Origin of the sequence: Erwinia sp. V90_4 (genome assembly GCF_029967685.1) — a bacterium.
Classification (GTDB): domain Bacteria; phylum Pseudomonadota; class Gammaproteobacteria; order Enterobacterales; family Enterobacteriaceae; genus Erwinia; species Erwinia aphidicola.
The window spans coordinates 24977-47067 of the sequence record NZ_JASCAQ010000052.1; the positions used below are offsets into that span (position 1 = coordinate 24977).

The 22091-nt window shown below is 56.6% G+C and carries 24 protein-coding genes and 1 riboswitch; of the genes, 15 read left to right on the forward strand and 9 right to left on the reverse strand.

What is annotated here, in order from left to right:
* Positions 1-8 precede the first annotated feature (8 nt).
* Entirely contained in the window at positions 9-371 is a 363-nt protein-coding gene (locus QLG07_RS13320; RefSeq protein ID WP_282469417.1) for a hypothetical protein, read from the reverse strand.
* Between the two features lie 292 nt (positions 372-663).
* Here QLG07_RS13320 and QLG07_RS13325 point away from each other — a divergent pair, with 292 nt between their 5' ends.
* Genes QLG07_RS13325 through QLG07_RS13335 form a run of 3 tightly spaced genes read left to right on the forward strand, consistent with a single transcriptional unit; the run spans position 664 to position 2503 of the window.
* The gene (locus QLG07_RS13325) at positions 664-1278 is read left to right on the forward strand and encodes a methylthioribulose 1-phosphate dehydratase (RefSeq protein WP_282469418.1); all 615 of its coding nucleotides are present in this window, start codon (positions 664-666) and stop codon (positions 1276-1278) included.
* Positions 1275-1955 carry an acireductone synthase gene (mtnC, locus tag QLG07_RS13330; protein ID WP_133624350.1) on the forward strand — a complete coding sequence of 227 codons (681 nt, stop codon included), beginning with the start codon at positions 1275-1277 and terminating at the stop codon, positions 1953-1955. Before QLG07_RS13325 ends, mtnC begins: the two co-directional genes overlap by 4 nt.
* 5 nt (positions 1956-1960) lie before the next feature.
* A complete protein-coding gene (locus QLG07_RS13335) occupies positions 1961-2503 on the forward strand; it encodes an acireductone dioxygenase (protein ID WP_048917050.1) in 543 nt (180 codons plus the stop codon).
* Between the two features lie 164 nt (positions 2504-2667).
* Here QLG07_RS13335 and mtnA read toward each other — a convergent pair whose 3' ends face one another.
* Positions 2668-3693 carry an S-methyl-5-thioribose-1-phosphate isomerase gene (mtnA, locus tag QLG07_RS13340; protein ID WP_282469419.1) on the reverse strand — a complete coding sequence of 342 codons (1026 nt, stop codon included), beginning with the start codon at positions 3691-3693 and terminating at the stop codon, positions 2668-2670.
* Positions 3694-3806: 113 nt separating this feature from the next.
* On the opposite strand from mtnA, the gene mtnK reads away from it, so the two are divergent.
* Positions 3807-5006 carry an S-methyl-5-thioribose kinase gene (mtnK, locus tag QLG07_RS13345; protein WP_133624347.1) on the forward strand — a complete coding sequence of 400 codons (1200 nt, stop codon included), beginning with the start codon at positions 3807-3809 and terminating at the stop codon, positions 5004-5006.
* A 39-nt stretch (positions 5007-5045) separates the two neighbouring features.
* On the opposite strand, the gene fadE is transcribed toward mtnK, so the two are convergent.
* Positions 5046-7490: an acyl-CoA dehydrogenase FadE gene (gene fadE, locus QLG07_RS13350; RefSeq protein ID WP_282469420.1), complete on the reverse strand. Its 2445-nt coding sequence runs from the start codon at positions 7488-7490 to the stop codon at positions 5046-5048.
* 218 nt (positions 7491-7708) lie between these two features.
* Here fadE and lpcA point away from each other — a divergent pair, with 218 nt between their 5' ends.
* Positions 7709-8287: a D-sedoheptulose 7-phosphate isomerase gene (lpcA, locus tag QLG07_RS13355; RefSeq protein ID WP_048917046.1), complete on the forward strand. Its 579-nt coding sequence runs from the start codon at positions 7709-7711 to the stop codon at positions 8285-8287.
* 157 nt (positions 8288-8444) lie between these two features.
* Entirely contained in the window at positions 8445-9212 is a 768-nt protein-coding gene (locus QLG07_RS13360) for a class II glutamine amidotransferase (protein WP_099753614.1), read from the forward strand.
* Here QLG07_RS13360 and dpaA read toward each other — a convergent pair.
* Positions 9183-9917 carry a peptidoglycan meso-diaminopimelic acid protein amidase gene (gene dpaA / locus QLG07_RS13365; protein WP_048917044.1) on the reverse strand — a complete coding sequence of 245 codons (735 nt, stop codon included), beginning with the start codon at positions 9915-9917 and terminating at the stop codon, positions 9183-9185. The two genes, QLG07_RS13360 and dpaA, sit on opposite strands and share 30 nt — an antisense overlap.
* A gap of 224 nt (positions 9918-10141) precedes the next feature.
* Between dpaA and dinB the strand changes: the two genes are divergently transcribed.
* The gene (gene dinB / locus QLG07_RS13370; RefSeq protein ID WP_282469421.1) at positions 10142-11197 is read left to right on the forward strand and encodes a DNA polymerase IV; all 1056 of its coding nucleotides are present in this window, start codon (positions 10142-10144) and stop codon (positions 11195-11197) included.
* A 120-nt stretch (positions 11198-11317) separates the two neighbouring features.
* Here dinB and pepD read toward each other — a convergent pair whose 3' ends face one another.
* The gene (gene pepD, locus QLG07_RS13375) at positions 11318-12775 is read right to left on the reverse strand and encodes a beta-Ala-His dipeptidase (protein WP_048917042.1); all 1458 of its coding nucleotides are present in this window, start codon (positions 12773-12775) and stop codon (positions 11318-11320) included.
* Positions 12776-13037: 262 nt separating this feature from the next.
* On the opposite strand from pepD, the gene gpt reads away from it, so the two are divergent.
* The 3 genes from gpt (at position 13038) to crl (ending at position 15349) form a co-directional block, all read left to right on the forward strand.
* The gene (gene gpt / locus QLG07_RS13380) at positions 13038-13496 is read left to right on the forward strand and encodes a xanthine phosphoribosyltransferase (protein ID WP_048917041.1); all 459 of its coding nucleotides are present in this window, start codon (positions 13038-13040) and stop codon (positions 13494-13496) included.
* A gap of 142 nt (positions 13497-13638) precedes the next feature.
* Positions 13639-14889 carry an esterase FrsA gene (gene frsA / locus QLG07_RS13385; protein WP_099753613.1) on the forward strand — a complete coding sequence of 417 codons (1251 nt, stop codon included), beginning with the start codon at positions 13639-13641 and terminating at the stop codon, positions 14887-14889.
* Between the two features lie 58 nt (positions 14890-14947).
* A complete protein-coding gene (crl, locus tag QLG07_RS13390) occupies positions 14948-15349 on the forward strand; it encodes a sigma factor-binding protein Crl (protein WP_048917039.1) in 402 nt (133 codons plus the stop codon).
* A gap of 105 nt (positions 15350-15454) precedes the next feature.
* On the opposite strand, the gene QLG07_RS13395 is transcribed toward crl, so the two are convergent.
* Positions 15455-16585 carry a porin gene (locus QLG07_RS13395; protein ID WP_062820975.1) on the reverse strand — a complete coding sequence of 377 codons (1131 nt, stop codon included), beginning with the start codon at positions 16583-16585 and terminating at the stop codon, positions 15455-15457.
* Positions 16586-16830: 245 nt separating this feature from the next.
* Here QLG07_RS13395 and proB point away from each other — a divergent pair, with 245 nt between their 5' ends.
* The 4 genes from proB (at position 16831) to crcB (ending at position 20455) form a co-directional block, all read left to right on the forward strand.
* Entirely contained in the window at positions 16831-17934 is a 1104-nt protein-coding gene (gene proB / locus QLG07_RS13400; RefSeq protein ID WP_048917032.1) for a glutamate 5-kinase, read from the forward strand.
* Between the two features lie 9 nt (positions 17935-17943).
* Entirely contained in the window at positions 17944-19197 is a 1254-nt protein-coding gene (gene proA, locus QLG07_RS13405) for a glutamate-5-semialdehyde dehydrogenase (protein ID WP_282469422.1), read from the forward strand.
* A gap of 20 nt (positions 19198-19217) precedes the next feature.
* Positions 19218-19844 carry a LysE family translocator gene (locus QLG07_RS13410; protein WP_048917030.1) on the forward strand — a complete coding sequence of 209 codons (627 nt, stop codon included), beginning with the start codon at positions 19218-19220 and terminating at the stop codon, positions 19842-19844.
* A gap of 75 nt (positions 19845-19919) precedes the next feature.
* Positions 19920-19992, forward strand: a riboswitch (Fluoride riboswitch).
* 85 nt (positions 19993-20077) lie between these two features.
* Complete coding sequence (gene crcB, locus QLG07_RS13415) at positions 20078-20455, forward strand: fluoride efflux transporter CrcB (RefSeq protein ID WP_282469423.1); 378 nt, start codon at positions 20078-20080, stop codon at positions 20453-20455.
* Here crcB and QLG07_RS13420 read toward each other — a convergent pair.
* Together QLG07_RS13420 and QLG07_RS13425 are read right to left on the reverse strand one after the other, a co-directional pair.
* On the reverse strand, positions 20405-21220 hold the full coding sequence (locus tag QLG07_RS13420) for a hypothetical protein (RefSeq protein WP_048917029.1): 816 nt from the start codon (positions 21218-21220) through the stop codon (positions 20405-20407). The genes crcB and QLG07_RS13420 overlap by 51 nt on opposite strands.
* 1 nt (position 21221) lies before the next feature.
* Entirely contained in the window at positions 21222-21419 is a 198-nt protein-coding gene (locus tag QLG07_RS13425) for a hypothetical protein (protein ID WP_048917028.1), read from the reverse strand.
* Positions 21420-21586: 167 nt separating this feature from the next.
* On the opposite strand from QLG07_RS13425, the gene iraP reads away from it, so the two are divergent.
* Positions 21587-21880: an anti-adapter protein IraP gene (iraP, locus tag QLG07_RS13430; protein WP_048917027.1), complete on the forward strand. Its 294-nt coding sequence runs from the start codon at positions 21587-21589 to the stop codon at positions 21878-21880.
* 10 nt (positions 21881-21890) lie between these two features.
* Here iraP and QLG07_RS13435 read toward each other — a convergent pair whose 3' ends face one another.
* Positions 21891-22061 (reverse strand): hypothetical protein, encoded by a 171-nt coding sequence (locus QLG07_RS13435; RefSeq protein ID WP_099753612.1) that lies wholly within the window; start codon positions 22059-22061, stop codon positions 21891-21893.
* Between the last annotated feature and the right edge of the window lie 30 nt (positions 22062-22091).

A 22091-nucleotide genomic window follows, 5' to 3' on the forward strand; every position in this document is an offset into this window, starting at 1 on the left:
TTCCAATGTTACAGAATAATAGGTATGATAATTTTTATTTTTTGGTTATTTAATATGCATTCTTTTATTGATTCTTTCCATTGAGAATAATTCCTGAATTTTTCTCTGGAGTTGAATTGTAAATCTCTGTGGTTGAGGAAATTCATGCATTTTTGACAAATTATTTCTAAGCTATCAGTGCTATTGCAATGAAGATCTGAAAAGTCTTTTTTTAAATCTGAAGATAACGCAATTATTTTTTCCGTAAGTGAATTGCCTGTTATTTTTATTATTTCATTTTTTCGCGGATCTTCCAGAGGAAGCTGTGTGCCATAGTTTAATGCAGAGTCACTAAGAATCTCCCCATAAAATCCTGTTTTTAAGTTATGCATTTTTTCCTCCAGAATAGCGTAATTAGTTTAATAACATTACCCCTCCTTAGAATGCTTTTTAAGTGTACTCGTGCCTAAATCAATAATGTAAAGCACAAATTGCAATTAAATAGATGGCCGTCGTTTTTACTTCTTTAGATGGAATAGCAAACCAATAATTTTAACTATTATCTTGCCGTTCAGAGTTAAACAATTCTTACTTCATTTTGTTAAAGCACGGTGATAGTATTTGGCAATCAAGACGCTTAGACGTCTATAACCATCCTTATCATCTTTCACACTAAGGAAAGAGATGACGCAAACCTCTCAGTTAGATCAATTAGTTGCTGCCTGTCACTGGATTGGCGCGCGCGGCTGGGCGCCCGCCACCGGGGGCAATATGTCAGTGCGCCAGGATGCGCAGCACTGCCTGCTGAGTGAGTCGGGCAAAGACAAAGGCAGCCTGACGCGCGACGACTTTATCCAGGTGGAGATCGCCACTAATCGCGTGCCATCCGGGCGTAAACCCTCGGCGGAAACCGGGCTGCATACCTTAATTTACCGCCTGTTCCCGCAGGCAGGCGCGGTGCTGCATACGCATACGGTGAACTCCACCGTGCTGTCGCGCGTGGAGAAAGGCGCGGCGCTGGCGCTGCAGGGCTACGAGATGCAGAAAACCCTCGCCGGGCAGAGTTCGCACCTCGACTGCGTGCCGATTGCCCTGTTCGACAACGATCAGGATATCGACGGGCTGGCGCAGCGCATTCAGCAGTTCGCCGCCACCACGCCGCTGCGCTACGGTTTCCTGCTGCGTGGCCACGGGCTGACCTGCTGGGGCAAAGACGTGAATGAAGCGCGTCGACATCTTGAAGGGCTGGAGTTTTTGTTCCAGTGTGAATTACAACGCCGCGTACTGGAGAGAACATGATCCGCGCCATCATCACTGATATTGAAGGCACCACCAGCGATATTCGCTTTGTGCACAACGTGTTATTCCCCTTCGCGCGTGAAAACCTGCCCGGCTTTATCGCCGCGAACCAGCATCAGCCAGCCGTGGCGCAGGCGCTTGACGATCTGCGTGCCGAAGTGGATCGGCCACAGGCCAGCAGCGAAGAGCTGGTGGAAGTGCTGTTCGGTTTTATGGATCAGGATCGTAAATCCACCGCGCTGAAAGCGTTGCAGGGCATGATCTGGCGTGCCGGCTATGAGAACGGCAGCTTTACCGGCCATCTGTATGACGATGTATTGCCCGCCTTAAAACGCTGGCAGCAGCAGGGTATCGCGCTGTATGTTTATTCATCCGGCTCCGTAGCAGCGCAGAAATTGTTATTTGGCTACAGCGACGCGGGTGATATCACTGGACTGTTCAGCGGCTATTTCGATACCCACGTCGGCGCCAAGCGCGAGGTACAGTCGTACCGCAATATCGCCAGCCAGATCGGGCTGCCGCCGCAGGAATTGCTGTTTTTATCCGATATTCATCAGGAGCTGGATGCCGCACAGGAAGCGGGCTGGAATACCGTGCAGTTAATACGCGGCGCACATGACAGCGAGAGCCGTCATCGTCAGGTCGCCGGTTTTGATCAGATTAACCAGGAACTGTAAAACTCATGAGCGCACTGACTATTTTTACCGAAACCGAAGCCACCACCCCGGTCTGGCACAGCACTGAGGCGGCAGAGATTGCGCAAAAGCTCAATGCCAAAGCGGTACGCTTTGAGCGCTGGGAAGCCGACCGCGATCTGGGTGAAAACCCGGATGCCGATACGGTGATCGAGGCGTATCAGCACGCGATCGATCGGCTGGTGGCAGAGAAGGGCTATCAGAGCTGGGATGTGATCAGCATGCGCGCGGATAATCCGCAGAAAGAGGTGCTGCGCAGCAAGTTTCTCTCTGAGCACACTCACGGTGAAGATGAAGTGCGTTTCTTTGTCGAGGGCGCGGGGCTGTTCTGCCTGCATCTCGACGGGCATATCTACCAGATCCTGTGCGAGAAGAACGATCTGATCTCCGTCCCCGCAGGCACGCCGCACTGGTTTGATATGGGATCGTCGCCGAACTTTACCGCGATCCGAATTTTTGATAATCAGGAAGGTTGGATCGCGAAGTTCACCGGTGACAATATTGCAGATGCCTATCCGCGCTTACCTTAATACGGGTGATTGATGCGGGCTGCCCCGTAACTGCTGCGGGCGGACCGAAAAAGAGGGTCCGCCCCTACAAAACCGTAGGGGTCGACCTTTTTTCCGGTCGACCCGTGTTGATGATTTGCAGTATTGCAATGAAGACCTTTTTTCCGGTCGATCCGTGCCATTATTCAACCGCGTGGCTGAAACACGCCCGCTTTCACATCTTCAGGTGTTACCACCCCGGTATCCAGCACCCAACCGCTGATCAATGACGCTGGCGTCACGTCAAACGCCGGGTTATACACCTGCGCATTTTCCGGCGCCCACTGCACCTCGCCAAAACTGCCCGCCACGCCGGTCACTTCACTGGCGGCGCGCTGCTCAATAGGAATGGCAGAGCCGTCCGGGCATTCGCGATCCAGCGTGGTGTGCGGTGCGGCAACGTAAAACGGCACGTTGTGATAGTGGGCCAGCACGGCGAGGCTGTAGGTGCCAATCTTGTTCGCTACGTCCCCATTGGCGGCAATGCGGTCCGCGCCAACCCAGATGGCATCAACTCTGTTCTGCGCCATCAGGCTGGCCGCCATGGAATCGCAGATCAGATGATAGGGCACGCCCAGCTCGCCCAGTTCCCACGCCGTCAGGCGGCCACCCTGCAGCAGTGGGCGGGTTTCATCCACCCAGACGCAGCTCACCAGCCCCTGCTGCCAGCCGCGGGCAATCACGCCCAGCGCGGTGCCAACGCCTGCTGTCGCCAGGCCGCCGGTGTTGCAGTGGGTCAGCAGGCGGCTGCCGGGAGTAATCAGCGCACTCCCCGCGAGGGCAATGCTGTCACACAGCGCTTTATCCTCTTCCACCAGGCGAAGCGCCTCCGCACTCAGCGCGCTGACAAAATCAGGCTGTGCCAGCGCCAGCTTCATGCGGTCGAGGTTGTTCATCAGGTTAACCGCCGTCGGGCGCGCAGCCCGCAGGACCTCCAGTGAGGTTGCCAGCTCGGCCTGCGCCATGCCGTTTTCCGCCAGCAGCGCCAGCAGCAGGCTGGCCGACAGGCCAATCAGCGGCGCACCGCGCACGCGCAGCGCTTTGATATGGCCAACCAGCGTGGCAACGTCCGGCGTTGGGCACCAGATCTTTTGCTGCGGCAGAGCCTGCTGGTCAAGGATCCAGAGCTGATTATCACGAACCTGTAAGCTGGTGGTGCTGAGTGTCTGCATGGTTAAATCCTGGTTGCTTTAATGCGTCATATTGTGCCAACATGCATAACGGATGTATAGACGTCTGAACGGCTTATTACAACGAAACGTGTCTTATTTTGAGGGTCAGGTCAATGTCGCAATATCGAACGTTCACCGCAGCGGATGCCGTGGAATATGCTCGCCAGTTCGGCGGCGTGGATAATCCCAACAGTCTGGTTGATTCGCTGGAAGTGGGCGATGGGAATCTTAATCTGGTATTTAAGATTTTCGATACGAATGGCATCAGCCGCGTCATCGTCAAGCAGGCGCTGCCTTACGTGCGCTGCGTCGGCGAGTCCTGGCCTTTAACCCTTGACCGCGCGCGGCTGGAAGCGGAAGTGCTGATCGAACACGGCAAATTCTGCCCGCTGCACACGGTGAATATTCTGCATTACGATGCCGAGCTGGCGGTGATGGTGATGGAAGATCTCTCCGATCATGCCATCTGGCGCGGCGAGCTGGTCAAAGGCGTGGAGTATCCGCAGGCGGCAGGGCAGCTGGGCGAATACCTCGCGCAGACGCTGTTCCACACTTCCGATTTCTTTCAGCATCCTTACCAGAAAAAAGCTGACGTGGTGCGCTTCACTAATCCGGAGCTGTGCGACATCACCGAAGAGCTGTTCTTCAACGAACCGTATGAAGTGCACGAGCGCAACGCCTATCCGCGCGCGCTGGAGCCGCTGGCACAGGCGCTGCGTGATGATGCCGAGCTGCGCGTGGCGGTGGGTGGGCTGAAGCACCGCTTTTACTGCCATGCCGAAGCGCTGCTGCACGGGGATGTGCACAGTGGTTCGATCTTCGTGGCAGAAGGGCGCCTCAAGGTGATTGATGCCGAGTTCGGCTTCTACGGCCCGATGGGCTTTGATATCGGCAGCGCGCTGGGCAATCTGCTTATCAGCTACTGCGCGGCCCCTGGCCTGCTGGCCCCGCGTGAAGCGGCCGCTGCGCGTGAAAATCGGCTGAAAGACGTGCGTGAAGTGTGGCTGAGCTTTGCCGGGCGCTTCCTGGCGCTGGCGGCGGAGAAGAGCCGTGACCGCGCGCTGGCCGTCCCGGGGTATGCGCAGGCGTTCCTCGATAAAGTGTGGCGTGACACCATTGGCTACTGTGGCACCGAAGTGATCCGCCGTACCGTCGGCATGTCGCAGGTGGCGGATATTAAGCAGATTAGCGATGAAGGGATGCGCGTCGAGTGCGTGCGTCAGGCGATCACGCTGGGCCGTAGCCTGATCCTGCTGGCTGACCACGTGGCGGATATTGATGCGCTGATTGCGCGCATTCGCCAGAACGGGTAATGCAAATAAACGGGGCGACCAGATGGTCGCCCCGTTTAATTACGCCGCTTCAATCTTTCGCTGCGGCTGCTCCTCTTTCACCGGCTGGGTCGCCAGCGCATCGGCAGCAAACTCATCGACGTTAATCGAACGCAGGCGGCTGGCTTCGGCGCGGATCAGCACGTCGGCCTCCTCCTGAGTCACCCATCCTTTCTCTAATCCTTCGGCCGCCAGTGCATCAAGGCGGGTAAAGGAGAGGTGTTTTTTCTGCTGTTTACACAGGCGGTCATGGATAACTTCCGCCGCCATCACATGCTGCAGCGCCTCTTCCAGCTGGCCTGCCGGATTATGTTCGCTCGGCGTCAGATACTGACCGCGACCGAGGCGGCTGCGGGTGGCGGAAGGAATTTGCAGAATGCGTGCCAGCTGGTGATCGAGACGGTCCGACGGCGCCCGGCAGTGGCGCCCGGTCGGGAACACCACCACGCGCATCAGTCCGGCCACCAGGCGGTTAGGGAAGTTACGCAGCAGGTCGTCAATCGCCCCTTCTGCCTGATTCAGTGCATCCTGCACGCCCCAGTGCAGCAGCGGCAGATCGGCTTCGTTACGGCCCTCATCCTCATAGCGTTTCAGCGCGGCAGAGGCCAGATAAAGCTGGCTCAGCACATCGCCCAGGCGCGCCGAGATACGTTCGCGGCGTTTCAGGCTACCGCCCAGCACCGACATCGACACATCCGACAGCAGGGCGAGGTTGGCGCTGATGCGGTTAAGATGCTGATAGTAGCGGCGCGTAGCGTCACGGGTTGGCGTGGCGCTGGTCAGGCCGCCGGTCAGGCCCAGCCAGAAGCTGCGCATTTTGTTGCTGCCGACGTGGCCGATATGGCTGAACAGCGCCTTATCAAAGGCCACCACGTTGTTGCTCTGCGCCGCAGCCATCTCGTCCAGCACGTAAGGATGGCAGCGAATCGCCCCCTGGCCGAAGATAATCATGCTGCGGGTCAGAATGTTGGCGCCTTCCACGGTAATGGCAATCGGTGCGCCCTGATAAGCGCGGGCGAGGAAGTTGCTGTTACCGAGCATAATGCCTTTACCGCCAGCAATATCCATCGCATCGACGATTGCCCGCTGGCCGCGGTGGGTACAGTGATATTTCACGATGGCCGACAGCACCGCCGGTTTTTCGCCGAGCATAATCCCGCTGGTGATCAATGAGGCAGCGGCATCCATCACGTAAGCATTACCGGCAATGCGCGCCAGCGGCTCTTCAATCCCTTCCATCTTGCCAATCGGCAGGCGGAACTGACGGCGAATATGGGAGTAAGCCCCAATCGCCATCGCAATGCTTTTCAGGCTGCCGGTGGAGTTCGACGGCAGGGTGATACCGCGCCCGACGGACAGGCACTCAACCAGCATGCGCCAGCCCTGACCCGCCATTGATGGCCCGCCGATAATAAAGTCGATGGGGACAAAGATATCCTGACCGCGCGTCGGGCCGTTCTGGAACGGCACGTTAAGCGGGAAGTGGCGCTGGCCAATTTCGACGCCTGGCGTCTGGGTTGGGATCAGCGCACAGGTGATACCCAGTTCAACCGTATCCCCCAGCAGGCGATCCGGATCCGAGAGTTTAAACGCCAGGCCGAGCACGGTGGCGATCGGTGCGAGGGTGATATAGCGTTTATTCCAGGTCAGGCGCATACCCAGCACCTGTTGACCCTGCCAGTCACCCATGCACACTACGCCAACGTCCGGGATAGCACCGGCATCAGAACCCGCTTCCGGGCTGGTCAGGGCAAAGCAGGGGATCTCCTGACCGCGTGCCAGGCGTGGCAGATAGTGATCTTTCTGCTGTTCGGTGCCGTAGTGCTGCAGCAGCTCGCCTGGGCCAAGAGAGTTTGGCACGCCGACGGTAATCGCCAGGATACCGGAAACCCCGGCCAGCTTTTGCAGCACCCGTGCCTGAGCGTAAGCCGAGAACTCCAGCCCGCCGTACTCTTTCTTGATGATCATCGCGAAGAAGCGGTGCTGCTTCAGGTAAGCCCACAGCTCCGGCGGCAGATCGGCCATTTCGTGAGTGATCTGGAAATCATTCGCCATGCGGCAGGCTTCTTCCACCGGGCCATCGATAAATGCCTGCTCTTCCGCCGTCAGCTTAGGTTGCGGATAGTTATGCAGTTTTTTCCAGTCCGGCGCGCCGCGGAACAGATCGCCTTCCCACCAGGTGGTCCCGGCGTCGATGGCTTCTTTCTCCGTGCGTGACATTGGCGGCATCACTTTCTGGAAGGTTTTTAGCGTCGGTTTGCTAAACAGCGCACGGCGCATCGGCAGGAGATTGAACGGCAGCAGGATAAGCGCCAGCGGCAGCAGCAGCCACAGGCCCCACAGCCCGGAAAAACCGAGAGCTGCGGTCCATATCAGCAGGATAGCGCTACCTGCCAGCAGGTTGACGCGGTGATAAAATAGCGCGCCGATCAGTACGATCGTCGCCACAATGCTGAGAACCATCATAACGTGTGCTCCGTAAGTAGTAAGAGGTCCGACCTGTTGGTTATATGTTTAGATTATCATCACTGCGGCCGCAATCTGTTTACATAATAATTACAACCTGGCTCACAAAGCGGCGGCACAAAGCGTTAATCCCCCAGGCTGTCGGGGAGATCGCTTCCCGCTTAACGGGCAACTTGATAAACTCCGGCGGTAACTCTTTCCTAAAAAGGACATCCCCTATGTACCAGGACCTCATTCGCGCCGAGCTGAACGAAGCGGCAGACACGCTGAATAAATTTCTAAGCGAAGATGCAAATATCGAGTCGATTCAGCGTGCGGCGGTTTTACTGGCTGACTCATTCAAAGCGGGCGGGAAAGTGCTCTCCTGCGGTAACGGCGGTTCCCACTGTGACGCGATGCACTTCGCCGAAGAGCTGACCGGCCGCTATCGCGAAAACCGTCCGGGCTACCCGGCGATCGCCATTTCAGATGTCAGCCACCTCTCCTGCGTCAGCAACGATTTTGGCTACGATTTTGTCTTCTCGCGCTATGTTGAAGCGGTAGGGCGCGCGGGGGATGTACTGCTGGGGATCTCCACTTCCGGTAACTCGGCCAACATCATCAAAGCGGTTGAAGCGGCGCGTGCGCAGGGGATGAAAGTGATCACCCTGACCGGTAAAGATGGCGGTAAAATGGACGGCGTGGCCGACGTAGAAATCCGCGTACCGCACTTTGGCTATGCCGACCGCATTCAGGAGATCCACATTAAGGTGATTCATATCCTGATGCTGCTGATCGAAAAAGAGATGGTCAAATAATCCTCGTTATCTTTCACGCCGCCAGTGGTGGGCTGCTCTCGCGAACCCCGGTTACTTACTGATGTAAGCTTCCGGGGATTCGCTTGCTTGCCGCCTGCCTGCAGCGCGAAATAGTGAGGGGATTGGATCTGCTTCTAATTTTCACTGAGGTAATTCTATGTGCGAACTGCTCGGGATGAGCGCCAATGTCCCGACGGACATCTGTTTTAGCTTTACCGGGCTGGTGCAGCGCGGGGGGGGAACGGGTCCGCATAAAGATGGCTGGGGCATTACCTTTTATGAAGGAAAGGGCTGCCGCACATTTAAAGATCCACAGCCCAGCTTCCAGTCGCCGATTGCGCGCCTGGTGCAGGAGTACCCGATAAAATCCTGTTCGGTAGTGGCGCATATTCGCCAGGCCAACCGCGGGGAAGTGTCGCTGGAAAACACCCATCCGTTTACCCGTGAGCTGTGGGGCCGCAACTGGACCTATGCCCACAACGGGCAGCTGAAGGGGTATAAAAACCTCGATACCGGCCCCCATCGTCCGATTGGGGAAACCGACAGTGAACTGGCGTTCTGCTGGCTACTGCACAAGCTGACCACGCGCTATCCGCGCACGCCCGGCAACTGGCCGGCGGTATTCCGCTATATCGCCGAACTGGCGGGTGAACTGCGTGGGAAGGGGGTATTTAATATGCTGCTGTCGGACGGGCGCTATCTGATGGCGTTCTGCTCGACCAATCTGTTCTGGATCACCCGGCGCGCGCCGTTTGGCAAAGCCAAGCTGCTGGATCAGGATGTGGAGATTGATTTTCAGAAGCAGACCACACCGAACGATGTGGTCACCGTGGTCGCCACCCAGCCGCTAACGGCGAATGAAACCTGGCACAAGATTGCGCCAGGCGAGTGGGCGTTATTTTGCCTGGGTGAGCGCGAGCGCTGAGTCAGGTGCCGTTGTGCCGTTCGACATTGGGCGGCTCAACACATATTTGCCATCGCTGACGCTGACAAACGGCGGCTGCTTCGTCTGCACGAACTGCGCATATCCCGGCTGTAGCTGTTTCCAGAAATTGTAATAGGTTGAGTAGCGGTGGCGCTGCATATTACTTTCCGTCATGCGGAATGGATAGATGCTCACCTCAACACGCGGCTGGCCATTGCGCAGCGCGGCTTCCACATAGTGATAAATCTCATCCATATAGGCATCGGTCATGGCATAGCAGCCAATCGACACGCAGTTGCCGTGGATCATCAGATATTTCCCCTGATAACCCTGCTGACGATCGTACTCGTTCGGGAAACCGACGTTAATTGCCCGGTAGAAGCGGCTATCAGGCTTCAGCTGGGAGAGCCCCACGCTGTAGAAACCTTCCGGGCTTTTGAAATCACCCTGCACGCGTTTTGGCCCAAGGCCGCCGGAGAAATTACAGATGCGATAACTGTTGAGCAGGCGATATTCGTTGCCGATCTTGCCGTAAAGCTCAAGCGTGCGCTCTTCTTTGAAAATTTGCAGATACACGGGGGTGCCGAGTAATTGTTTCTTTAACTCTTTGCTTACCGGCGCCAGAGGGGTAACCGCATCGGGTACGCTGGCGAAGACAACGGCTGGCAGAAAAATCATCGCAAACAGCAGTGCGATTTTGCCCATTCTGTTTCCCTTGAAAAGTAGGGGTGGAAAGCAACGCCGGAAGGCGTCTGTTAACTGACAATATAGGACGAATCCACTATCGCTGCGTCACATTAGCATTGTCTATTTTTTTAGCAAGATAGTGAAGGATAAAAAGCGGCAATTTAGTAATGACCGACGTTTATGCGCTGCATTGAACTCTGCAAAATTGACTGTATACTTATCCAGTATCGTTGGAGGGGGTTATGCGTAAAATTATTCACGTGGATATGGACTGCTTTTTCGCCGCAGTGGAAATGCGCGATAATCCGTCCCTGCGCGACATTCCCATCGCCATTGGCGGCAGCGAAAAACAGCGCGGCGTGATCAGCACCGCGAACTACCCGGCACGTAAATATGGCGTACACAGCGCGATGTCCACCGCGATGGCGCTGAAGCTCTGCCCGCACCTGACGGTGATCCCCGGCCGCTATGAAGCTTATAAAGAAGCCAGCGCGCATATTCGCGACATCTTCTCACGTTTTACCCCGCTGATTGAGCCGCTGTCGCTGGATGAAGCCTATCTCGATGTCTCCGACAGTGTGCACTGCCACGGCTCCGCCACCCTGATCGCCCGGCAGATCCGCGATACTATTCAGCAGGAGCTTAATCTCACCGCTTCGGCAGGCGTGGCGCCGGTCAAGTTTCTGGCTAAAATCGCCTCCGATTTAAACAAGCCCAACGGCCAGTTTGTCATCACCCCCGATGAAATGGCGCCGTTCCTGCTGACGCTGCCGCTGGCAAAGATCCCAGGCGTGGGGAAAGTCACCGCGCGCAAGCTGGAGGAGCTGGGGCTGACGACCTGCGGCGACGTGCAAAAAACCGATCTGGCGCTGCTTTTGAAGCGATTCGGTAAGTTCGGGCGCGTACTGTGGGAGCGCTGCAACGGTATTGACGAGCGCGAAGTGGTCACCGAGCGCCAGCGTAAATCCCTCGGCGTGGAGCGCACGCTGTCGCAGGACATCCACGACTGGGAAGACTGCCTGGAGATTATCGACCGCTTATACGACGAGCTGGAAAGGCGCTTGAGCAATATTCGCCCGGATCGGCAGATTGCTCGCCAGGGCGTCAAGCTGAAGTTCAATGATTTCCAGCTGACCACCCAGGAGCACGTCTGGCCGGTACTGAATAAAGCCGATTTGATTGCGATAGCGCGCAAAAGCTGGGATGAACGGCGCGGCGGGCGCGGAGTCAGGCTGGTGGGGCTGCATGTCACCATGCTGGATCCGCAGATTGAGCGGCAGCTGTTGCTGGGGTTGTAAAAAGAAACACGGGCCGATCGAAAAAAATGATCGGCCTTAAAAACACGGGCCGATCGAAAAAAATGATCGGCCCCTACAGTAGGGGCGGACCCTCTTTTTCGGTCCGCCCGATGCGCCGGGTTATTTAACCGGAATCGCCTGCAGTAACGCGGTCAGCAGCTGCCAGTACAGGCCAACGCTCTTAATATGTACCTGCTCATCCGGCGAGTGTGGCCCGGTAATGGTTGGCCCAATCGACACCATATCCATCTGCGGGTACGGCTCTTTAAACAGCCCGCACTCCAGGCCCGCGTGGATCACCTGAATATTCGGCGTTTTATCAAACAGCTTTTCATAGGTTTCACGCACCAGCGCCATCACTGGTGAGGTGGCATCCGGCTGCCAGCCAGGGTAGCTGCCTTTCGCCAGCGTTTTGGCACCGGCCAGTTCGCCGAGCGCCGTCAGCATTTCCACCACGTAATCCTTGCCGCTGTCGATCAGCGAGCGGATCAGGCAGTTGATTTTCGCTTCATTACCGTCAAAGCTCACCACGCCGACGTTCAGCGAGGTTTCCACCACGCCTTTCATCACGTCAGAGTTGCGGATCACCCCGTTCGGCGTGGCGTTCAGCAGGGCAATAAAGGCATCGCGGCTGCTGGCGTTTAACGCCTGCCCGGTGCTGGCAACGTCTTCCGTCACGATGGTGATATTTTTCTCTTTCAGGCTCAGCTCGTTTTGCAGCGTCAGCAGGTAGCCCGCCGCCAGCGATTTCAGCTTGTCGACCTGCTCCGGCGCAACGGCCAGGGTGGCAAAAGCTTCACGCGGGATGGCGTTACGCAGCGTGCCGCCGGTGAAGTCCACCAGCCGCAGGTCGAGATCCCTGGCGTGAGTAAACAGGAAGCGCGCCAGCAATTTGTTGGCATTACCCAGACCGACGTGAATATCACAGCCGGAGTGGCCGCCTTTCAGACCTTTCAGGGTGAGCTTCAGCGTCTGGAAACCTGAAGGGATAGCTTCACGGCTCAGAGGCAGGGTGCTGGTAAAGTCGATACCGCCGGCGCAGCCCATATAGATCTCACCTTCCTCTTCGGAGTCGGTGTTGATCAGAATATCGGCCTGCAGCCAGCCAGCCTTGAGGCCGAATGCACCGGCCATGCCGGTCTCTTCGGTCATGGTCAGCAGCACTTCCAGCGGTCCATGCTGCAGGCTGTTATCGGCCAGCACGGCCAGCGCAGACGCCATGCCGATGCCGTTATCCGCGCCCAGCGTGGTGCCGCGCGCTTTCACCCACTCACCATCGACCCATGGCTGAATCGGATCTTTAGTGAAGTCATGTACCGTGTCGTTATTTTTCTGCGGCACCATGTCAAGGTGCGCCTGCAACGCCACCGGCTGGCGGTTCTCATAACCTGGGGTTGCTGGTTTGCGGATCAGGATGTTGCCAACCTGGTCACGTTCGTTCCACAGACCCTGCTCGCTCGCCCACGATATGATATGGGCAGCCAGCTGCTCTTCATGATAGGAAGGATGCGGAATGGAGCAGATTTTGGCAAAAATATCCCACAGCGGCTGCGGGGATAATTGAGACAATTCAGACACGATAACTCTCCTGTGTCAGCATCACCGACCTGCCGCGCTGGCAGGGGGCATGCAGTGATATCGGTTAGACGATTCCCGCCAGCGGATCCGGCGCGATGGCAAAAGAATATCACCGATTATCGCCTCATGCTTCTTTCGCCCCAGGAAAAAAGGGTCTGGAGGGCCACTGGTGCTGGTTTTTAGCGCCTCAGATCACTATAATTTCGCGCAACCGCTCCCATTGCACAATTTTTAAGCCAGGTTTACTGGTCGGGATTCTTTTATGAGTGAAAAATACGTCGTCACCTGGGACATGCTGCAAATCCATGCCCGTAAACTTGCCCAGCGCCTGCTGCCTGCTGAACAGTGGAAAGGCATTATCGCCGTGAGCCGTGGTGGCCTGGTGCCTGCTGCGCTGCTGGCGCGCGAGCTGTGCATCCGCCATGTGGATACCGTTTGCATCTCCAGTTATGACCACGATAATCAGCGCGAAATGAAAGTGCTGAAGCGTGCCGAAGGCGATGGCGAAGGCTTTATTGTGATTGATGACCTGGTCGACACTGGCGGCACTGCCCAGGCGATCCGCGATATGTACCCGAAAGCGCACTTCGTGACGATTTTCGCCAAGCCTGCCGGTCGTCCACTGGTTGACGACTACATTATCGACATCCCGCAGAACACCTGGATTGAGCAGCCCTGGGACATGGGCGTGGTTTATCTTCCACCGCTGGTTAAAGGCTGATCCCTCCACGCTGGCTTTCTCAGAGCTGCGTGAGATCAAAGTGCGCCCGGTTATGCCGGGCGCATCTGTTTTTACTCTTCGCGTCAATCCCCGGCCTACGGTAGACTAAAACACTACTAGCACGCCGGAGGACCTCCCTGTTATGTCGCCGAAAAATCTCAGCGAAGAACTGTTCAAGCCGCGCTTCAAGCACCCGGAAACTTCATCGCTGGTGCGCCGTCTCGCCCACCATAATCCGCTAAGTATTCACTCCGCGCTGGACGGGGAGAATCATGCTGGCTGGTATCGCATGATTAACCGCCTGCTGTGGAGCTGGCGCGGCATCTCTCCGCAGGAGATTAGCGAAGTGCTGGCGCGCATTGCCGCCAGCAACGTGGAGCATACCGATGACAAACTGCTGGATACGGTGATTGGCTATCGCGGCGGCAACTGGATTTACGAGTGGTCGAAGCAGGGCGCACAGTGGCAGCAGAAAGCCAGCGAGTGCAGCGACGATGCGCAGGCAGGTCAACACTGGCTGCATGCCGCCAACCTCTACAGCGTGGCGGCTTACCCGCATCTTAAAGAGGATGAGCTGGCGGAGCAGGCGCAGCTGCTGGCCAGCCGTGCCTATGAAGAAGCCACCAACCGCTTGTCTGGCGAGCTGAAAGAGCTGGAGTTTGCCATTCCCGGCGGTAGCCCGGTGATCGGCTTCCTGCATATGCCTGCCGATGTGAAAGCGCCGTATCCTACGGTCATCATGTGCGGCAGCCTCGACGCGCTGCAGAGCGACCATTATCGCCTGTTCCATGACTACCTGGCGCCGCGCGGCATTGCGATGCTGACGCTGGATATGCCGTCGGTCGGGTTCTCCGCGAAATGGAAGCTGACGCAGGACTCCAGCTTCCTGCATCAGCAGGTGCTGCGCCAGCTGAATACCGTGCCGTGGGTCGATCATACGCGCGTGGCGGCATTTGGCTTTCGCTTCGGCGCCAACGTCGCGGTGCGGCTGGCGTATCTGGAAAGCCAGCACCTGCGCGCCGTGGCCTGCCTGGGGCCGGTGGTGCATAGCCTGCTGAGCGACACTAACCTACAGGACCGCGTGCCGGAGATGTATATGGATATGCTCGCCAGCCGCCTTGGCATGTCGAGCACCTCGGACAGCGCTCTGCGCACTGAACTGAGCCGCTTCTCGCTAAAAATTCAGGGACTGCTGGGACGCCGCTGCCCGGTGCCCATGCTGTCCGGTTACTGGCCGCACGATCCTTTCAGCCCGGAAGAGGAGTCGCGCTTAATCGTCAGCTCTTCCAGCGCCGGGCGGCTGTTAAAAATCAATCCCACCCCGGCGATGGGCAACTTCGATAAGGCAGTTCGCGATATTTGCGACTGGATATCGGAGCGTTTACGCGCATGAGTTGCCATAATTCATGGTTTTGCGCTACAACTATAGGCCCAATGAAGGAGGTTAAGCGATGACGTTACCGAGTGGGCACCCGAGGAGTAAGCTGATTAAGCGCTTTCACTCTTTAGGTCCTTATATCAGAGAAGGAAAATGTGAGGGTGACCGTTTCTTCTTTGACTGTCTGGCAGTTTGCGTCAATGTGAAACCCGCACCCGAGCTACGTGAGTTCTGGGGCTGGTGGATGGAGCTTGAAGCTCAGTCTGACCATTTTACCTATGAGTATCACTTTGGCCTGTTCGATAAAGAAGGCAACTGGAAGCCATCGACGGTGAAAGGTAAGGATAATAATGCCCGGCTCGAAGAGACGTTGCGTAATTTCCACGAACGTTTGAAAGCCCAGCTGGCAGAGCTGAAGTTAGGGCTGGTTCCGGCGGCAGATTTCGCCGACGAACCGGTGAAGCTCACCGCGTAAAATCTGAAATAAAAGAAAAGGCTGGATAACTCCAGCCTTTTTTATAGACACATAACGAGGGGTAAGGCTCACTGTGGCAGTGGCGTTGTCACAGTGTTGACAGCGTTAGAACTGATACATCACGCCGACAGCAACGATATCGTCGGTGTTGAGACCGAGTTTGTTGTCGTCGTTCAGCAGGTTGACTTTGTAATCTACGAAGGTCGACATGTTTTTGTTGAAGTAGTAGGTGGCGCCGATATCAACAAATTTGTACAGGTCAGCATCGCCAATCCCGTTTTCCATATCTTTGCCTTTGGTCTGCACGTAGGCCAGTGACGGGCGCAGGCCGAAATCAAACTGATACTGCGCAACCAACTCAATGTTCTGCAGTTTGTTCACGTAGCCAGAAACTGCCGTGGTGGTGCCGTTCTGCGTGAAGGTGGCGCCGCTGTTAATGGGATTCATGTTACGCGTTTCAGCGTAAGTACCGGCCAGATAAACCCCGTTGTTGTCATATTTCACCCCGGTTGCCCAGGCTTCCGCTTTCTCACCTGCACCGTAAGTTGACTCTTTCTGCGTCTGGATAAGACGGTTAGAAGAAGAGACTGCCCCGTTGACGGTCAGACCTTCAATAATTCTGTACGACAGTGATGCGCCATAGCCGTCGCCGTTAGAGACGTTGGCATTACGGGTAGAGGATGCGTCGTTTTTGCCCTGATACTGTAAGGCAAACTTCAGACCATCAACCAGACCGAAGAAGTCATTATTACGGTAGGTCAGCATGCCGTTACCACGGGTCAGCATGTAGGTGTCAGCGCGGGTATAAGCCGTTGCGCCGAACTCTGGCATCATATCGGTGAAGGCTTCAACGTCGTAGATCACGCCGTAGTTACGGCCGTAGTCGATTGAGCCGTAATCCTTCAGTTTCAGACCGGCAAAGCCCAGACGGGTTTTGTTGCCAGACTGTGCGTCAGAACCCCCTTCGGAGTTGCTCAGGCTGAAGTTATATTCCCACTGGCCATAGCCGGTCAGCTGGTCGTTAATCTGGGTCTGACCTTTGAAGCCGATACGGGTGTAAGACTTGTCAGCATTGTTGCTGGCGTTAGTATCCGCATCGCTCATATAACGCATTGCTTTAACTTTGCCGTAGAAATCCAGCTTATTGCCGTCTTTGTTATAGACTTCTGCGGCTTGTGCAGCGGTGGACAGAGCCAGAGCCGCGGTTAAGATTGCCAGTGCGCTTTTCTTCATCATTTTCAATCAATCCCGAAAGAGTAAAATTTTTAAGTGGCCCGAAGGCTCTGCTGAAAGCACGGACTTTTTACCCTTTCTCCATTAAAGATTTATTACAGTTTTCAACATTTCTTGTTAATTGCGAACTTTTGGTCTAGCGAGTGGTCAGGCCTTTTTCGCCGTTTTCCCTTGATGGCTGTTGGCTTCAGCCACCACACCTGCTAAAACGTTTCTCTGTACTCTTTTTTACGAATGGCAGGAATTTAATGAGCAGCAGTCAGACCCTGGTAGTCAAACTGGGGACCAGCGTACTGACCGGCGGATCGCGTCGGCTGAATCGGGCACACATCGTTGAACTGGTGCGTCAGTGCGCGCAGCAGCACGCGGCGGGCCACCGGATTGTCATTGTTACCTCGGGCGCGATGGCGGCCGGGCGTGAGCATCTTGGCTACCCCGAACTGCCCCCGACCATCGCCTCTAAGCAGCTGCTGGCTGCGGTGGGGCAGAGCCGCCTGATCCAGCTGTGGGAACAGTTGTTCTCAATTTACGGCATCCACATCGGCCAGATGCTGCTGACCCGCGCAGACCTTGAAGATCGCGAGCGGTTTCTTAACGCCCGCGACACCATGCGTGCGCTGCTCGACAACCATATCGTGCCAGTGATTAATGAAAATGACGCCGTTGCTACCGCGGAAATCAAAGTGGGTGATAACGACAATCTGTCGGCGCTGGCGGCGATTCTGGCCGGTGCCGACAAGCTGCTGCTGCTGACCGATCAGCCGGGGCTGTTTACCGCCGATCCGCGTAATAACCCGCAAGCAGAACTGATCAGCAACGTCCACGGCATTGATGATGCGCTGCGTGCACTGGCCGGGGATAGCGTGTCCGGCCTCGGCACCGGTGGCATGGCGACCAAACTGCAGGCCGCCGACGTCGCCTGCCGGGCGGGCATCGACACCATTATCGCCGCCGGTAGCCGCCCCGGCGTGATTGCCGATGTCATCGCCTGTAACCCGGTCGGTACGCGTTTCCACGCCTTTGAAACGCCGCTGGAGAACCGCAAACGCTGGATCTTTGGTGCGCCGCCCGCCGGTGAGCTGGTGGTCGATGACGGCGCGCTGTCGGCGATCCTCGAACGCGGCAGCTCGCTGCTGCCGAAAGGCATCCGCGAAATCAGCGGTAACTTCTCGCGTGGCGAAGTGATCCGTATTCGCAGCCTGCAGGGGCGCGACGTTGCCCACGGCGTATCGCGCTATAACAGCGATGCAATGCGCCTGATTGCCGGGCACCACTCCCAGCAGATCGGCGAAATTTTAGGTTATGAATATGGTCCGGTTGCCGTGCACCGCGACGATATGATTGTTTCTTAAGGAACGCGCATGCTTGAACAAATGGGTAAGGCCGCTAAGGCCGCCTCGTACCAGCTGTCGGTGCTCTCCACCGCCGAGAAAAATCAGGTCCTGATGACCATTGCCGATCGCCTGGAAGCGCAGAGTGCGCCTATCCTTGCGGCCAACCAGCTTGACCTTGCCGATGCGCGCAGCCACGGCATGAGTGAAGCGCTGCTCGACCGCCTGATGCTGAACCCGGCGCGGCTGAAGGGGATTGCCGACGACGTTCGTCAGGTGTGCCGCCTGGCCGATCCTGTTGGGGTAGTGATCGACGGCGGCAAGCTCGACAGCGGGTTGCGCATTGAGCGCCGCCGCGTGCCGCTAGGCGTGGTTGGGGTGATCTACGAAGCGCGCCCGAATGTGACCGTGGACGTTGCCACGCTGTGCCTGAAAACCGGTAATGCGGCGATCCTGCGCGGCGGTAAAGAGACATACCGTACCAACGCCGCTACCGTACGGGTGATCCAGGATGCCCTGCAGCAGCACGGCCTGCCAGCGGGCGCAGTCCAGGCGATTGAGAGCCCGGATCGGGAGCTGGTGAATCAGCTGCTGAAGCTGGATCGCTATGTCGATATGCTGATCCCTCGTGGTGGGGCTGGGCTGCACAAGCTGTGTCGTGAACAGTCGACCATCCCGGTGATCACCGGTGGGATCGGCGTTTGCCATATCTATGTGGATAAGAGTATTGAGCTGGAAGCCGCGCTGAAGGTGATCGTCAACGCCAAGAAACAGCGCCCGAGCGCCTGTAACTCGGTGGAAACGCTGCTGATTGATGCGGAAATCGCCGAGAGTTTCCTGCCTGCGCTGGGCGCGCGGATGGCCGCAGAAGGCATCACCCTGCATGCCGACGCACGCTCTCTGCCGCTGCTCAGCAGCGGCCCGGCGGCAGTCAGCGCCGTGACGGAACAGCAGTATCGCGATGAGTGGCTGGCGCTGGATCTTAACGTCAAGCTGGTGGATGACCTCGACGAGGGTATTGCCCACATTCGCGAGTACGGCACTCAGCATTCGGACGCTATTCTGACGCGCACCATTCAGCATGCTGACCGCTTCGTTAACGAAGTGGACTCCTCGGCGGTATATGTCAACGCCAGCACGCGCTTTACCGACGGTGGGCAGTTTGGCCTGGGCGCGGAAGTGGCGGTCAGCACCCAGAAGCTGCACGCCCGCGGCCCGATGGGGCTGGAAGCGCTAACCACTTACAAGTGGGTGGCTTACGGCGACGATACGATTCGCGGTTAACAGAGAGTAAGGCGGTTTAAATGGTCACGCTCGCGCAGATTATTCCCTTTGCCGCCATTGCCCTCGGCATGGTGTTAACGCCCGGTCCGAATATGATCTATCTGATCTCGCGCTCGCTCTGTCAGGGGCGCAGGGCAGGGTATATTTCACTGTGCGGCGTGGCGCTCGGTTTTATGTTTTATATGGTCTGTGCCGCGCTGGGGATTACCGCGCTGCTAATGGCGGTACCGCTGGCGTATGACGCGCTGCGATTTGCCGGGGCAGCCTATCTGCTGTGGATGGCGTGGCAGGCCATTTTCGGCGGGAGGTCGCCTTTCCAGCTGCGCGACCTGCCGCCGGACAGCCCGCGTAAGCTGTTCAGCATGGGGCTGCTCACCAACCTGCTTAACCCGAAAACCGCGGTAATCTACCTGACGCTGCTACCGCAGTTTATCCACCCCGAACAAGGCCACGTGCTGGCACAATCGCTGACGCTGGGCATCACGCAAATCGTCACCAGCGTGCTGGTCAACGGAACGATCATTTTTGCTGCGGGAACCATTGCGGCCTTCCTCGCTACGCGCCCCGGCTGGCAGAAAATGCAGCGCTGGCTGATGGGCACCGTACTGGCGGGCCTGGCGGTGAAAATGGTGGTGGATAAGCGCTAAGCAATTAGCGTACGCAGGATATTCACTCCTGCTGTATAGGCCACTTGCAAAACGAAGGTTCGCTGATTATCTTAATCGCTATAAGGTGATGGTGTTCCACCTTTCCCAACCGCCTCGTCCGTAAGGGGCTGATGACGCCTGATAACCCTGACTCTGTTCAACCAGAGGCGGGTGTATCAGGCTATCTGTTTATTTGCCTGCTGGCACTCGCCTCGAAATTCGCTGAGGACTCTATGCTGAAACCTTTACTGGCCGTCATGATTGGCGGCTGCGCTGGCTGTGTGATCCGCTGGCTGCTGGCCGTGCGCCTGAACACACTGTTCCCCAATCTGCCGCCCGGCACCCTGCTGGTTAATCTGGTGGGGGGATTTATTATCGGCGCGGCAGTGGCGTGGTTTATGCGCCACCCGCAGCTGGACCCGGCGTGGAAACTGCTGATTACCACTGGCTTATGCGGCGGGATGACCACCTTTTCCACATTCTCGCTGGAGGTGGTCACGCTGCTGCAGGCGGGTAACTATGTCTGGGCAATCACGTCGGCGCTGATCCACGTGCTGGGTTCACTGCTGATGACCATCGCCGGATTCTGGCTGGTCTCGCTGCTTTTCTGAGTGCTGCTCTTCATCTTTTAATGCCAGCGCGCTAGCGCTGGCCGCATCGAACAGCGAAAAACTCTCAATCTGGTCCAGCATGATCACCTTGCGAAACGCCATTGCCGACTTAGGCTCTGACTCCAGCGTAATGCCATGCTCGGCATACCAGCGGCTGTAGTTATGCTCAATATTGAGATTTAAGGTCTTTCCATCACGGTAGCCGCTCAGCATCGGGATCAGCACCACATTGGCGGTTATCTCAGGCTCAAACGACGCCGTGTGGATCATGCCGATATAGATGCGCCGTGATTTCAATGTCACCCATGCCAGCTCGCCTTCCTCCATACACTGAAACAGTAACCCCTCGACGCCATTGGAGCGCGAGAGCTTCTTGTACAATTTTTTGCGGTCAGAGCTGTTAAGGCGTGCGCTGCCGGACCAGTTGGAGCGATAAAAACAGAAGGCGACGGCGAAGGTCAGCATGACCACAACGGGTGCCTGAATACCTAAAAAGCTCCAGGTCATAAATTCAACTTGCCACTGATGATGCAGGCCATCAGCCAGCTGCGGGATAGCATTGAAAATAGCAGACACCAGCAGCAGCAGCAGCCAGACAAGCGCGGTGGCGATCACCCCTTGCAGGACGAAAATACAGCCGTACAGAGCAACCAGGAAGTAAACATCCCAGCCAAACGAGCGTTTAATTTTGAAGCGGGTGGAAAGGTCGCGGCTGGTATACCAGTAACCGCAGACCATCAGTACCATAAAAATAGCCGTTCCCATCTTATGCCCTCTTCAATGCGGCAACGTGGCGGGCAAAATCAGCGCGCACTTCCGGGCTGGAAATGTTGACCATCGCACTGCCATCTTCGTCGATCAGGATGCGCTCACCCTCTTCAATTGATTCGGCGATGTCATTCTGGCTCATCACCTGTAGCAGGTACTCCGGGCTGGAAAACAGGGAAGTGATAAAACGAAACATGGGCTCTCCTTAACTTATCTGCCAAGCCTGGCAGCAGGCAGCCGATCCCGCTATAGGAGGAAAGCGCATTTATGGGCAAACAGGGGCAATAAGGTGATCAAATCCTGTTTACCCGTTTCGGGGGGAATGGTAATTTCTTACGAATAAACTGAGAGGATAAAAGTACGATGAAGCAGTTGGTGATCGATATTCTGATGAAAATGGCCAAAATGGATGTGGATAACAAAGAGCTAACCGCTCAGGTTGAGGCGCAGTCGCTGCTGATTGCGGCCCTGCTGCTGACCGTGGGTAAGGGGACCTCTTCCTCTATTTCAGACAATATCCAGAATGCCATTCTGACCGCCTCCCAGAGCGGCGAAGGTTTCCTGCAAACGGACGTGGACCTGCTGTTGACCCATGTGAACCGCCTGCTGGCGGTGACGCGCTATGTGGATGAAGCGGCGCCTGCCGCAGACAGTTAATCATTACGCATTATCGGTAGACTTCACCGCACAGCAGCACCACGTTGGGGCGGCGCTGATGAATGCGTTCAGCCATCTGTTCGCAGGCGTAGCGGCTGGGAAAGATATGCTCAGATACCGGAAGTGCATCACAGGCGTCATGCCCACAGGCGCTGACGAGTAAAACGAAGCCAATTAACATCTTTCACTCCTTTGATAATCCGGTTTGCTT